The following is a 13,480-nucleotide window of genomic DNA, read 5'->3' as shown; positions in this document are numbered from 1 at the left end:
GAATTGATCTCAAAGGGGAAAGCCTCAGAAACAGATCTAAAATATAATTGTAAATTTGAAATAGCGAGTTATCCACATAGGGGGTCAAACCTCAAGAACTAGGGGGTCAAACACATAGGAATAAGCACTTCTAGATTCTTTTTGTGGTATCGCTCAACACTCTTAACCAATCTTAGTCATCACGGTTAACTACATATTCAAGAAATATCCTTAGATTAATTAGTGGATGTTGCAGATCTTGAAGTCAATTCCAAAACTTTAAATAGAGTTATTGAGCTTTAAAAATTCCTTCTGATGCAAGAAAGAATTTTTTTATTTTATTAATATGTTACTACGAGATAGTAGAGTTTGAGCTGCTTACGATTCTTAGCTCATTAAGTAAGTTAAAACAGGAGGCAGTGGTTGGTCTTTATATTATATAGCCTTTTCTTACTATGAAAAAGTATAAAAATTTCGATATTGAAAAACTATGAAATAATTAATTATATATCGGATCTAATTTGTCTAATTCTTCTTTTAACAACTTATAATATGGATGGTAGTCTTTTCTACTTTCCATTAAGATAATACTTTCTGCGTACTCCTTTTTCTCTTCAAATCGATCATCTCCACACAATTTTGAAATAATAAGCGCTCTAAAAAATTGATCTGTTCGACCACAAATAAACTCCTTGTAACTTTTTTTACCCGAATCCATTATCTCATCTAACTTTTCTAGCACATTTGGTAAATAAGCATATCTAGTCGCAAATTCTGCTCCTGCATTTTCAAAATAGTCTACAAAACATTCTTTCCAATCCTCTATATCTGCTTTGGTTAAAATAAGATTGGCCTTCCTAGCATTATCCATCCCTTGTTTGGATAAAATATCACTCGGATATTTATATTGGGAATTAGTATCCTTTATAGTATACAAAAAGTTCTCTTTAGTGTAATAACTCGTCAAATTCATATTAGGTATTCCGACTTTAAGTATAATATCCTCTACTTGAGGTATCCTTAAATGAAATAGGGAATTTCCACAAAATCCAGAATCTCCGAATGTAAATGTTATTCTATTTCTACCAAAATTTGAAATCTTTGAAAACCCAAAATGTTTCATATTGTCATAATTTTCTAACTGACTATATCCTTTAGTGTCTAAAAAGCTTTCAACAAATGGAAGCATATCTTTTTTTACTATTTTTCTATCCATTATTCTACGATCACATTTTTTATTAAATCTATATTATCTAATTTAATACTTTCAGCTAAAACATCATCAGAATTTTTGGCTGTTATCCTAACTACATTTTCTTTAGGGACATCTAATACATATCCTACTTGTCCAATATCATCATTAGGGAATTTTAATTCAAAAGGAATTTTAGCACCATCAGCAGCTTCCTTTACAGCTGTAAATTTTAAGATTTGTGCTGGAGTATATGGACTAACATCTGTTAATTTCGCTTCAACAACTATAACATCAATAATTTCATCATCAATCTCATCAATTTTCACCAAAACTATATCAGCCTTCATAAACCCTCCTGGAGTATTTTCTGTAATATTAACCACAAAAGGCACTTCAGTAATAACTTGATAATTCGATAAGTCCTTGTCTAAAAAACTTCCAAGCAAAGACTTTACATATGAATTTGCTTGGTTCATATTAGTCGCCAGATTTTTTCCAAATTGCGTTCCTCTTCTAGCTGCACCGAAATGATTTAATATATTGGCAGATCTATCTATCCACTTTCTAAAAAAGATGTCTGCATTTTCTGTAAGTTCTGGTAATTCGTAGAGTACCTCATCTATTAAACCATAATCTCTAATTATCTCCATCGAAGTTAGAGGAGGTTCTAACTTATGCCCTTGCATGACATCAAAAAAGTATTCATTCTGGTTCAGAATACTAACAATTTCGTCATTGGTGCTATTAAGGAAAGTACTGAGCGTTCTGTTAGGTGATGTATCACTAAACCTTAAGACAAAAGCTCTATTAGCCGAATTCAACTTATTATACTGTGTGAGAACATTAATATCAAGTGCAGCAAGTCGCTTACCAGCTTTTGAAAAGTCGCTCCAGCTATTAACGAACTCTTGCCCTATCGCACTTTCTACACTTGCAATCTCAGTTCCAGCTACCTCCCTATCAACTCCATAAACACTCCCTACTTGCATTAAAATGAGTACAAGTAAAATCATGCGTTTAAGCCAATATGTGATCGGATTTTTCACTTTGCTAAAGCTAGGGATTTTTTATTTTCATTTGAAAGTTCAGAAGAAAATAAAAAAGACAAATTTTGAAACTGTAACCTTAGGAAATAAGGTGCAGTCAGTGAGAGAGCTAGGTATAACTGCAGTATCTTGGCTTTAACGATGTCTAAAGCTTATCTTTGTATAGTTATTTTAGTCATTATAGGTATAAATCATAGCGAATTAGATATGAAAAGTTTTGGAAGTAATTTAATGCAATTTCGATCTAAAAAGGGTCTGTCCCAAGAAGCGTTTGCTTCGCTGATTGGTGTACACTTAACTAATCTTTCTAAGTATGAAAGAAGTAAGTCGGTTCCTTCACTTGAGATCGCTGAGAAAATGGCTGCTATTTTAGATATTACTATTGATGAACTGGTCTATGGAGAACAAAATGAAAAAGCTAAAAATCAGATTTCTGACAACGAACTGTTAAATCTGTTCAATAAAGCGCAAGATCTTGATGATGATCTCAAAAAATCAGTCATCGATTTCTTAGACGCGTTTATTCTTAAGCAGGGTCTGAGGAAGCAGTTGGCGTAAAGTCTTTTTTTGAATAGTATTCAATAACCTTATTTATATCCTTTAGAATAAAATTATTTCCCGCGTAGATTTTGTGATATTTCTTTACAAGATCTGATCCTTTATCTTTGTCCAATAAAAATGAACATATAAGTCCTGCAACTACTTCCTGTTTTAGTGCCTTTTTTCTTAAAGTCTTTATAACGTCTTCACTTAAGTCTTCAATGGATATTTTTTTTATCTCACTGTTCAAAAATTGATCAATGGATTCAAGTGAATTTAGGTTGGAAAAAAAATTAAAACCTACTTCATCCATAAAACTTATATGGTCATCAACTATCTCTTCAGGGCTAGCGAATTGATCTATATAGTATAAGTGAGATCCATTTTCCATTAAGAACTTATCTTTAAAGTCATACTTAATATCTTTTACTTCTAAGTCAGATACTAATTTTTTACCTGTGGTTCTTGTGACAGTATAGTTCGAAACGTTTTTTAGGATTTTATCTTGCACTTCCTGGATAAGGGTAAATCTTAATGTTAATCTTGGTTGATAACTTTCACTATCTAGATACTTGCTTCTAGGATACCAATACATTTTTCTCTCCTTGTCAGAAAAAGTAGAATGCTTTTTATCCATGATCATACCTTTCTTCGAATAGTAGTCTTCTAATAAAATATAAACCTTGTTTATCTTATCTTTTAGCATATTACTTAATTAATTCTACAACCTTACTAACTACAGAAGCATCATCCGCCGCACTTCCAAGTAACTTAAAAGTTCCAATTTCGTCTTTAGGAATTATGTATTTCCCTTGCTCATTCTTTACTATACCCAAAGTCTCTTCTATGTATTCTATTTTTTTGGGATCTGTAACCTTAATTTCAATATCAGAATTTTTTGAGATTATTGAAGGGAAAGCATCAGACTGATTCTTTGTTAGGCTTCCAACCCAGTCAGTTAACCAGTTTTTAAGTTTAGTTGAAAACTTAGCTTCACCAATATGAATTAAACCATCATTCCCTCTTGCAATAAAGTCTACTCGGGTTCTCACTCCACCAACTTCAAAAGTTATCTGGGTTCCAATATTATCTAGATCTAACTCTAATGAATTTGCAAAACGTGATTGTGCTGCACCACTGCCAGGTATCTTTGGGTCAATTTCTTCAAACAATTTAGCCTTTTCTCTTAGTTTCTTCCACCAAAAACCTTGCCCCCACTTTGCTAATGGTGCGGAAAATGGAGTCGTACCATCTTCTAAAATATCCCAATATTTACCAGGATGATGAATAATATCATCGAAGGTTTCGAACCAATCAGGATTTTCTTTAAGGTCTTTTACTAATTTATCTTGATATAAGGGATTTTCTAATCGTTCAACAATATCGTCAAAATGCTTTTCATTAACGTGAGCTTCTTGAAGTCGATCAAGAATTTTATTTGCTTTGATTTCGTCTGCAGAATTGAGTATTTGACCCAATTGCTTATTTAATGCATCATCAAATTTGTCAACTGGGATTTTTCCACCAGTTCTAATCGAGCTGATTCGCTCTAGAATATTAGGGTTAAGATGTATTTTAGGATTGAGGTGTTTGACAACTACCCAGCTGTTAACGATCTCTTGCCCTTGTGCACTTTCTACAGAAGCGATTTCAGTTCCAGCGAGCACCCTTTCAGTAGCATAAACATTCCCTACTTGCACTATTATCAGTACAAGGAAAATCAATCGCTTAAGCCAATATGTGATGTTAGTTTCCACTGATCTAAAACTATACTTTTTATTTTCAATTGAAAAATTTCAGATGAAAATAAAAAAATGAAGTGGAGCTGCTGGGATTCGAACCCAGGTCCAAGTTGAGGTCTTGTTGTATTATAGGGTTCGATTCCCCTAGGGGCTACTTATTTGATGAGGTAATTAATGTGGTCTTAAGATTAGAGGCGCAGCCAATGAGAGAGCTCGTGATGATTTTAGCATAGTGGTTAAGTAAAGCCCCGATCTGAAGCTAGACTCACATGTGCACTACACATAATTTAGATAGTGACAGCATCCTTCCCTTCGGTTGCACGGCTGCATATCTACCGGGCATTATGTGCAATGCACTGGCCAACCCTTCTCAGTTCGGGGCTTTACTTTTATAAAGGGTAGAGATTACTTGATATTTTCAGCTCTTTTACTTATCGTTTTGGATATCGTCTTCGCTTAATGATAGATCGGTATTCTTGCCTTCTGAAGTTTCTTTAAGTTCGGTTTTTAAAAAATTTATGAACCTAGTTTTCTCTTCGCTAGACCAATTTGACATCGGTTTTCCCTTTAAGTTTTTGTAAAAATGTCTACAAGCAGAGTATGTAGCCCATAAGATAGGTATCCATACTGCTCCATGGGATATTGATTCTGATATAAGTCCAAATGATTCAAGGTGACTAACAATATCATTATCAGAGAGTTGGTCATCTAAATCCTTTTTCTCTAAGTAAGCTATGACAAGATTCTGTTTGTTTTGATAAGCATTGACTACTTCGGTGTCAAAATTCTTTGTTAAAATTATTTGTGTAATTTCAGAGTAGTTATATTCCATATTTGACATGATTAGTTTATAAATATAGTCTTTATTGACGGATGCATGGGTTAGGTCAGCCCTGATTTGTTCTTCAAATTTATACAGCAGTCTATTTATTTGCTGGTTTACAAGGCGGCTATTTTTTCCATATGTTATTTTAGCAACCCCTAACATGTTTGACCGAACATCGGTTGCGTCAAGAACTAAATCCCACGCTAAATTTGCATTAATATAAATTTTGACCACCCAAATAAATCGTGGCAATGAAGTTAATGAAAACTTGACTTTTTCAATATCACTTAAATTTAAAAAATTGTTGACCTGAGCTTTGTATTCATTGCTATTAATGACAAAATAGTCATATGTAATGTGAATTGATGATTTTAGATTTTTGAAAATCGTGGCATAAATGGTATTGAGATCATTGATTATTTTCTCAGTGTCATTGTAATTAATTCGAACTTTTTTATATACTGGAATAATTAGTGAAATAAATCTACTACTACCTGCTGGGGCTAATTTTTCTGTCCATATTGTGTCGATCCCATATTCTTTTGTATTATCAAATTCAATTTTTGTGTATGGGCCCCACTGGTCGTCGTGTGCATAAAGTGTTTCTATTCGTTCGAAGTGAAATTTCTTGATCGACTTAGAGGTCGCACTGTCGAATTTTACTTTTTTAAAGCCATTGATTGCTATTGCATGCAAGGCTTTATCTTTATAAGGTTGAAAAGTGCATATTATTGGTATTCCTAGTCTACTGTAAGCATTTATAACCCTTTTGATGTGCATGGATTCAATATGCATTGAGCTATCGAGATCAACTAATCTCTTAGCCTGTTCAATAGTTATTAATTCCTTATCTGTATATTCACTAAGGATTTTTATTCTATTTACTTTTTTGGCCAGTATTACTTCTGTTTCTAATCCTGCTCTGACTAAAGATGTGCATACTTGTGATATGGTCAGACCCTTATTAGGGAATAACCTACTGCCAGAGTTTGAAGTAATGCCTGCATCTTTAGTTATTTGATTAGGTGTTTTTAGTAAAGTGTAGTTAAGGTGATTAGCCTTGCTTAATGCAACCCATATTGCTGTTGTTGCACAAGCCGAGAGGGTTCCATCTTGTTCTTGAAAAGCCAATGCATCAAAACTATAGCATCGGCCAAATATGTTAACATTGTAAGGTCTAATCCCCCAGAAGGATTTCTCTACAGATAACTCTCTATAAGTCTTTAAGATACAAAAACCAAAAACTTTATTTGGTATAGGTCTGATAACGATAAAGCCTAAGTAGGCATCCTCAAAGTATTTACTAAACTTAATATCATCCAATACACATTCTTGGATAGAAGCTTCGCTCTCAGAGTGAGCAAAGAAGTGTAAACGAATGCATCTCTTATTGTAGTTTTTGTAACTAGAGGCGTAATAAAATTGGTAATTATCTAAAAAGTCCTTGCTGACGTAATTGTGCTCTATTAGTATAGATTTGCACTGTTGATGTACTAAGTAGTCATATAGATAGTCGAACTGCTTTTTGTCTTCAATTTCTTCATCATAGGGCCAAAAAGAACTGCAAGCTTTGAGAAAAGTATCCCTTGTAAAATCATGTCTTAGCACAAAGAAGTAGGTTATGCTAATGAAATTGTAAGTGACATTGTATCTGGATCTACATCATTATGACTATCGAGCTCAGAATTTGCTTCATTTCTTTCATTGACAACTTGATCCAAAAAATCTTCTTCGATTTGTAGATTGTCAATATCCAACTCAATTAGCTCATTCATTATTAGTTCGTCCATAGTCGCGATAGAAGTCTGTTTTTCAAAAAGAAGTGCAAAGATAGTGCCTTTTTGTAAGCATGCAAGTATATTTCTTGTATTCTAAACATAACATATTTTTGTAATATATCAAAATTCAAACTGTTATATGTACGTATTTGTTGCTGTGAGGTATTTGTTTTGTCGGTAATTAGCTAGTAACTTTGTGATTTCCTGACTCGATTTTAAACTGATAAGCTTAGCCTACGAGCGTTGGCAATGCAGCGGCTTATCAATTTAAAATGAGTAAACAACCGAAGGGCGTTAGCTTAGTTTAGGAGTGTCGGATTTTGTATAGCGGAGCAAAGGAAAGGAGTCTTCAGCGCAGGGTTGGCATTCGTGGGCGGACTATCTGCGGATGCGATCAAGGTGACTGGTGGGAGTGCCGACTCGTAGAGGCACGAAGCCAGGTCGATTGCTGCTAGGAAGAAAAACGGTAGCGACAACCAGGTTTTGTATTAGCATTTGCGGGCTTGCTTAAAAGACTGGTGAAGCGTTAGCGCTTTTCTTCGCGGGAGGAAGAGTAGGGTGCAACAAAGACTAAGTCGTTCAACTTCTTAATTATCATAACCGTCTTAAATTTCAATAGAAAATAAAAAGGATGATTCCTTTTAGATTTCGACTTAGTCTGCAGCCGCGGATCGCCACGCAGTCCGCCAAAACACTTAGGCTACGGTGATTTTCTCACTCTTAAATACGTTGGCCTTGTTGGGAGAGCTTAAGTGTGATAAAAGCAGAGTAGTAGCCTGTGAGCCGACTAAGTGAAATAGCATAGATCATGACAAGGCTCTATTAAAGCGTGGATTTTGTGCGGATGGCTAATAGTGCCGAGAGCCAACGCAGTGCTCTGGCGTGATGTATGCCGAGCTTATTTCGGATCACGCCTTTTTCCTGCGTTTAGCATTATGCGTGTGCTGATGAGTAGGGTTGGCTAATGAGAACAGTAAAATGAGACTAGTAAATTATTACTCTTCTATTTCAAAGGTAATTATCGGATTAATCATACTACAGACCAAGCTTCTTTGCTTCCAAGAATCTGTAATCATATAACCAAAAAAGATGATTTTCCCACTATATTCTTCGCTAAGAGAAGGATTAAGTTCAAGTACTGTTGAAGGAATACTTGATACATTACCTCCATGTTTTGAGCCCGTTGGCCAACGTTTATAAACAGTTGGACCTTTACCTTTTAGCATTTTTCTAAATTCTCGGAAAGTGTTTATTTGCTTATCTGTTACGAAGTAAATAAAAAAGTAGGGAGAGTTCCCACTTAAATCAGGTGCAGAGACAATGTCAACTTCTGTTAAGTCAATTTTAATTAATTTAGTGTTTTGTGGAACTTCAACAGGAATTTGATAGTAACTCCACCCATGAAAATCAAAACTAGAAGCATATTGAATCGTTTTTTCATTCTTAACAATAAATGCAGAGTTTAACATTTTCTTTCTATTATCTCTATTCCAAGTACCACCTACACCAATTTCTTTTCCATTTTCATCTAAGAATTTTAGTTGACTAGATTTAGTTTGAGAATAAGATCTAAATTGACTTATTGAGCATAGCATGACTACGGCCAAGAATTTAATACTGTTTTTCATTTTGGTTGGAATGAGGGTTAATAATTACTTCTAAAAATAACAAAAAAAGATGAAGATTTAAAAAGTAAAAATTTGAGCTAAACTTCACCTCGGATGATACAATTTCACTGCCCTCTTTAATCCTTTGAGATCCTTTTTCTTGTACCGCTCTATACTATCCACCGATCTTAGCCCAGCATAATATTGAGTTTTTCTGACACCTACCTCTTCGATCCATACTCCATATCTAGACTGTCTAAGATGAGTTAGTTTTCGGATTCGATACCCAAGCTTGTCCAATGCTTGCTTTCTGATGTCTTTACTCAGTCTTTTGTGTTGTTCATGCAATCTGCTATATCTTTCGCATTGTGGAGAGAACAAACGATTGGTAATTTTCTTTTGAGGTTCAGGTAAGTACTTTCGTTTCCACAACCATTCCTGGATAATCTCAGGTCTTTTCTCGATGTATTCAGATAGCTGAAGGATCTGGTGAGCTTTTAAAGGAATATATCTTTCCAATCTTCGACTATGTGCCCTGATATAAATCCGTCCACGAACTAAATCTACATCTTGTAACCTGATCCCAAAGAAGCTATTCAACTCTAAACCTTGATAAATCATTAAGCCCAATATCACTTTATTACTATGGAACTGATAACCCCAGCTACCGAGATTGATCTCATAACAATCATAGATTTCATCTAGCTGCTCAGCTGTAAATTGAGTACCTGGTGTTGTTTGTATTGTTCCTCGAACTCTAACTTTGTAAGCAGGATTATGTATTTCTAAGAAGTCATAGTAGTCTTCCATCGCTTGCATAATTCGGTTGATTTGATGAGTTGTATTTTCGTTAGCTTGCAACCACCCTATGAAGCCCATTACATCATCATAGCGAGTATCTTTAATATTTAGTCCTATTCCATCTAGCCAATTAAAATACCTTTTCATTTCTCGTTCTTTGCGATCGATGGTGCCGATATCCCTATTTTTGCCTTCTAAGTATTTTCTAAAACTCATTCCTCAAGTAATTATTTCCGTGATTCTGCTACATGTGTATAATGCTGGGTTGCCCTTATAGATCGGTGCCCTAAAAAGAGCTGGATTTGATCGAGTTCCATTCCTTCGGCAAGCAAGTGAGTAGCGATGCTATGTCTTAATAAATGCAAATTGATTCTCTTTTCAATCCCAGCCTTTTCTGCCAGCTGCTTAATTCTAGTATTTAATCTACCATTACTGATGTGAGTCCCTTTAACGGTCAATAAAAAGTGATCATTAGGTTCACACTTAAAGTAAAACCGGCCATATCTTAGATAATCCTCAAAGTCAGATTTAACACCCTTGGATAATGGCACATATCTCTGCAAATAATGCTTGCCACTTCTCACCTGTAGATATTCATTTTTCAGGTCAATGTCCCCTACTAATAAATCAATCCCTTCCTTGCTTCTTAATCCGCAACCATAATATAAACTCAATATTGCTCGATCCCTAAAGCCTACATGATCATTATTACATACAGAATAAAGCTCATTAATATCTTCTACCGTCAATGGATTTATGACAGGACTAATGTATTCAGGAGTATAGATTTTTTTAGTGATCAATGGAGGCTTATCGTATTTCTCTAAGTACTTATTTACATGCTTTAGCACTTCGATATAGGATTGTATCGTATTACTACTTAGGGACTTCCCTTGCTTGTTTCTCTTAATCAATAAGTGGTCTCGATAGAACTTAAAGTCCTCCAGTTCTATTTCCTCCAGACTTTCTATGGCTTCGATTTCTAACCATTCTAAAAAGTACTTTAAGTGCCTCTTCTTCTGTTTGATGGTGTATTTAGCATAGTTGATTCTGGTGAGCCATTCTGAGTAACCTTCGTAGAGTTCTTGATATTCCTTAATGAGCATAATTATTAATGATTCTTGATTTTAAACCTAGCCGCTTGTCCATTTTGGTGAGCAACTGAGCTAAACGAGTTAAGTAGTTGATTTGCTGTGCGTTCAGTAGCTCATTTTAACAATTGAGCAACGTGTGAGCTACTGAGCAACTAACTCTTGTTTTTTAGTCCCGTTTTGCTTGGCTTTAATTCGATTAAGGACTTCATCTAATGCAGTTTCTATACTAACCTTTAGATCCTTTTCATCCTTGATTAGCTCATATTCGTAGCCTCGTGTCTTGCTTCCACTAAATACTTTGATGTATCCATACCGCTTTAGATTGTAAAGATGCCTGTTCACTGTCGCTGGACTCATTCGGTATGCTTTCCGGAGTTCACCACTAAAAAAACTCTCTTTCTTATATTGCGACAGGTAAGATTTAATCGTCTCATAAAATCTACGGCTTGCCTTGCTGAGTTCATCACTCTTGCTAAGTAAAACCTCTTTTAAAAGTCCGTTAGCAATCTCAATATCCTCGATCGCAGTTTCGATGTATCTTCTATTTCTAGCGTCTGTTTTTACTTCTCGTTGTCGCTGGTGATAAAAGGTGACCGTTTCGATAAACTGAAGATAATGTGAGTTGGTACGCAGCGGCTTAAATACTTCTTCTGGGATTGCTAGGTCTATAGCGTATGGATTTACTACTCGAACTGGTTTGAGAACTGTCTGAACATCTTTTAAGAACTCCACCATTTCACCTTCTGCATATTTATCAATTAAGTTTGCGCTCACTTTGCGCTGATAGTCCATAATTCGTTCTCTTTGTTTTCGTCCTTGATCTAGGTAGATGAGTAAAGATCTATTAGCATTATCTTCATAAAGACCTTCTCTTGTTGTGGTTCCTCCTAAGCAAATAGGGCCATTAACATTCATCGTGATGGTTTTCATATTACCTTTATTATCCTTGATCACAATGGCCTTGCTGATCTTTTTCTTACTCATTAATTCACGCAGAGCGTACAATACTTTTTCCTCATTAGCTCCGTCTAGATCTTCAATTAATACTAGTTTATGTTTTAGCTCATTTTCACCAAAGTAATAGACGGAGTTGTCACTCATAGCTGTGATTTCTTGTTTTTCACTTTCTGGGATCAATGCTGCGATCTTTTCCTGCAGGTGTGTTTTTCCTGTTCCACTGGCACCAAGACAGATGATGTGTAATGGATGTTCTCTCAGTCTTGAAGTATATACCAGCCAAAGGATTAAGCGGTTGATTTCTTCTCCTACCATTCCTGTTTTTCCAATACAAGATCCTGTCCTTTTCATCAGTCCAGGCTTCTCTAAAAACTCAATGACTTTTTTAGTTCTATCAGGAGTCAATTGTCTAGGTTCAACTTCTTTCTTAGTCTTGCTATGATTTACTTCCTTTCGGTATTCTGTCAGAAGATCTGCTAGAATAAGTAAGCTATCTTGAACCTCACTAGATCCTAAATCCATTCTATCGGCTATCTTATTACTTATTCTTTCGACTTTGTCATCATCATAAAGATTGATCTGCTGTCTGATTTTATGACGAGGTCTATCGCTATTTTTCTTCTTGATCTCCAAGGTTAGTAGCATCTTATCTACAGGATACATAGGAACACCTCCTATAACTATAATTTCTAACAGTCCATAATTCCAGCCGATGAATTCTGGATCTTCAAGATAGAGTGGTGGTATTTCTGAAGAGATCGATTCTGTTTCTATAGTTTCTAATTTCTCTGGTTTGTTTTTCTTTTCTTCTGAACTTTCTTCAGGTGAAAAAGAAAAAATTGCCTCTTTAGTTTGTGGTTTGCTTTCTTGATTTAGTGGACTTCTCGACTCGATTAGGTGTTGAAGTATTTCAGAAGAATGAGAGTCCAGCAGGCTATTCACATCCTCGCTTTCGGGAGTTTCAACTCGGCTAATGCTTACCTCAGAGGCTAACGCCTTAACCAATCCAGAGTAAGTTTTAATAGCTTGCTTACCTGCAGGATCTCCATCCATGAAGAAGATCACTTCCTCTAGGTTTTCTATTCTTTTAATCGCTGTAGTATGTTCTTCAGTCCAACCGTTTGTTCCATAAAGACTAAGTATAGAATATGTACCAGTAAGATTACTGATCAGTGTTGCAGCATCGATCGGAGCTTCGACAATGATTAACGTCTTTGTATCTGTTCTAGGATAGCCTGGATAAAGTCCAGATCTGTTCTTTAAGTAAAAATGTTTGCTCCTGGGGTTCTTTGCGACACTTCTTCCATATAAACTCACCACCTTATCATTAATATCCTTCAATGGAAAAACCAAGCAGTTTTTCAACGACTTTAAATTTGTGTTCGAGTATGGATTAAATCCAAGTTCTAGTTTCTTATAGTCCAGGTTTCGTTCCTTAGCGTATTCCTGAGCTAAAGTTCCTCGGTAGTATTTCTGTCTTAGCGTCTTAAATACTTTAGTTAAATCTTGTGGAGGATTCGGCGTCATTGTATTTCGAGTTTGTAGTGAAGTTTCAGGAGTTGTATGATTTCCCATGGCAAGCTCGGTTGCTTTTCTCAGTGCCAGATATTTTGAGATCCCTTCTTTATGCATTATAAAATCAATTTGATCAATCGTCTTTCCATGAAGCTTGCAGTTGGAAGAAAAGCAGTATGCTGTATTCGATTTTGGGTAGATCTGCATCGATGGAGTCTTGTCATCATGGAATGGACAGCAGATTCTATTATTTCGGTCAGTGGTAAGATTGTAAAGAGTTAAGACATTCATTATTGATAGCGCTCTCTTTATGTCTTTGATTTCCATAAAATATTATTTGCATCCAAATGTATAAATAATATTTATATAAATATATATTTAGGTGCATAATATGTGTTGT

Annotated in this window: 11 protein-coding genes and 1 pseudogene; 1 reads left to right on the top strand and 11 read right to left on the bottom strand. The window is 35.2% G+C overall.

What is annotated here, in order from left to right:
- Positions 1 to 478: 478 nt before the first annotated feature.
- Both L2586_RS22645 and L2586_RS22640 read right to left on the bottom strand, forming a co-directional pair.
- Positions 479 to 1,195: a hypothetical protein gene (locus L2586_RS22645; protein ID WP_235295256.1), complete on the bottom strand. Its 717-nt coding sequence runs from the start codon at positions 1,193 to 1,195 to the stop codon at positions 479 to 481.
- Entirely contained in the window at positions 1,195 to 2,187 is a 993-nt protein-coding gene (locus tag L2586_RS22640) for a hypothetical protein (RefSeq protein WP_235295255.1), read from the bottom strand. Before L2586_RS22640 ends, L2586_RS22645 begins: the two co-directional genes overlap by 1 nt.
- A 240-nt stretch (positions 2,188 to 2,427) precedes the next feature.
- Between L2586_RS22640 and L2586_RS22635 the strand changes: the two genes are divergently transcribed.
- The gene (locus L2586_RS22635) at positions 2,428 to 2,778 is read left to right on the top strand and encodes a helix-turn-helix domain-containing protein (protein WP_235295254.1); all 351 of its coding nucleotides are present in this window, start codon (positions 2,428 to 2,430) and stop codon (positions 2,776 to 2,778) included.
- Here L2586_RS22635 and L2586_RS22630 read toward each other — a convergent pair.
- From L2586_RS22630 to L2586_RS24900, 9 genes and pseudogenes are all read right to left on the bottom strand, one after another.
- The gene (locus L2586_RS22630) at positions 2,747 to 3,466 is read right to left on the bottom strand and encodes a hypothetical protein (protein ID WP_235295252.1); all 720 of its coding nucleotides are present in this window, start codon (positions 3,464 to 3,466) and stop codon (positions 2,747 to 2,749) included. The genes L2586_RS22635 and L2586_RS22630 overlap by 32 nt on opposite strands.
- Before the next feature lies 1 nt (position 3,467).
- Positions 3,468 to 4,517: a hypothetical protein gene (locus L2586_RS22625; protein ID WP_235295251.1), complete on the bottom strand. Its 1,050-nt coding sequence runs from the start codon at positions 4,515 to 4,517 to the stop codon at positions 3,468 to 3,470.
- A 412-nt stretch (positions 4,518 to 4,929) separates the two neighbouring features.
- A complete protein-coding gene (locus L2586_RS22620) occupies positions 4,930 to 6,936 on the bottom strand; it encodes a hypothetical protein (protein ID WP_235295250.1) in 2,007 nt (668 codons plus the stop codon).
- Between the two features lie 11 nt (positions 6,937 to 6,947).
- A complete protein-coding gene (locus tag L2586_RS22615; protein ID WP_235295249.1) occupies positions 6,948 to 7,118 on the bottom strand; it encodes a hypothetical protein in 171 nt (56 codons plus the stop codon).
- 983 nt (positions 7,119 to 8,101) lie between these two features.
- Positions 8,102 to 8,734, bottom strand: coding sequence for a hypothetical protein (locus tag L2586_RS22610; RefSeq protein ID WP_235295247.1), 633 nt, complete (start codon positions 8,732 to 8,734; stop codon positions 8,102 to 8,104).
- A gap of 84 nt (positions 8,735 to 8,818) precedes the next feature.
- Positions 8,819 to 9,730 carry a tyrosine-type recombinase/integrase gene (locus L2586_RS22605; RefSeq protein WP_235295245.1) on the bottom strand — a complete coding sequence of 304 codons (912 nt, stop codon included), beginning with the start codon at positions 9,728 to 9,730 and terminating at the stop codon, positions 8,819 to 8,821.
- A gap of 11 nt (positions 9,731 to 9,741) precedes the next feature.
- Positions 9,742 to 10,620, bottom strand: coding sequence for a tyrosine-type recombinase/integrase (locus tag L2586_RS22600; RefSeq protein WP_235295244.1), 879 nt, complete (start codon positions 10,618 to 10,620; stop codon positions 9,742 to 9,744).
- Between the two features lie 129 nt (positions 10,621 to 10,749).
- Positions 10,750 to 13,197 carry a toprim domain-containing protein gene (locus tag L2586_RS22595; protein ID WP_235295242.1) on the bottom strand — a complete coding sequence of 816 codons (2,448 nt, stop codon included), beginning with the start codon at positions 13,195 to 13,197 and terminating at the stop codon, positions 10,750 to 10,752.
- A gap of 18 nt (positions 13,198 to 13,215) precedes the next feature.
- Positions 13,216 to 13,371, bottom strand: a pseudogene (locus L2586_RS24900) (CHC2 zinc finger domain-containing protein); the annotation flags it as partial.
- Positions 13,372 to 13,480 lie beyond the last annotated feature (109 nt).

This window comes from Portibacter lacus, assembly GCF_021533215.1.
GTDB classification, from domain to species: Bacteria; Bacteroidota; Bacteroidia; order Chitinophagales; family Saprospiraceae; genus Portibacter; species Portibacter lacus.
Note: the sequence above shows the minus strand (reverse complement) of the source record. Positions and strands in the feature narration are given on the sequence as shown.

Bases quoted from the DNA above. Each gene is read 5' to 3' on its own strand.
- L2586_RS22635 (WP_235295254.1), top strand. From the start codon at position 2,428: ATGAAAAGTTTTGGAAGTAATTTAATGCAATTTCGATCTAAAAAGGGT.
- L2586_RS22605 (WP_235295245.1), bottom strand. From the start codon at position 9,730: ATGAGTTTTAGAAAATACTTAGAAGGCAAAAATAGGGATATCGGCACC.
- L2586_RS22630 (WP_235295252.1), bottom strand. From the start codon at position 3,466: ATGCTAAAAGATAAGATAAACAAGGTTTATATTTTATTAGAAGACTAC.
- L2586_RS22640 (WP_235295255.1), bottom strand. From the start codon at position 2,187: ATGATTTTACTTGTACTCATTTTAATGCAAGTAGGGAGTGTTTATGGA.
- L2586_RS22610 (WP_235295247.1), bottom strand. From the start codon at position 8,734: ATGAAAAACAGTATTAAATTCTTGGCCGTAGTCATGCTATGCTCAATA.
- L2586_RS22615 (WP_235295249.1), bottom strand. From the start codon at position 7,118: ATGGACGAACTAATAATGAATGAGCTAATTGAGTTGGATATTGACAAT.
- L2586_RS22595 (WP_235295242.1), bottom strand. From the start codon at position 13,197: ATGCATAAAGAAGGGATCTCAAAATATCTGGCACTGAGAAAAGCAACC.
- L2586_RS22645 (WP_235295256.1), bottom strand. From the start codon at position 1,195: ATGGATAGAAAAATAGTAAAAAAAGATATGCTTCCATTTGTTGAAAGC.
- L2586_RS22600 (WP_235295244.1), bottom strand. From the start codon at position 10,620: ATGCTCATTAAGGAATATCAAGAACTCTACGAAGGTTACTCAGAATGG.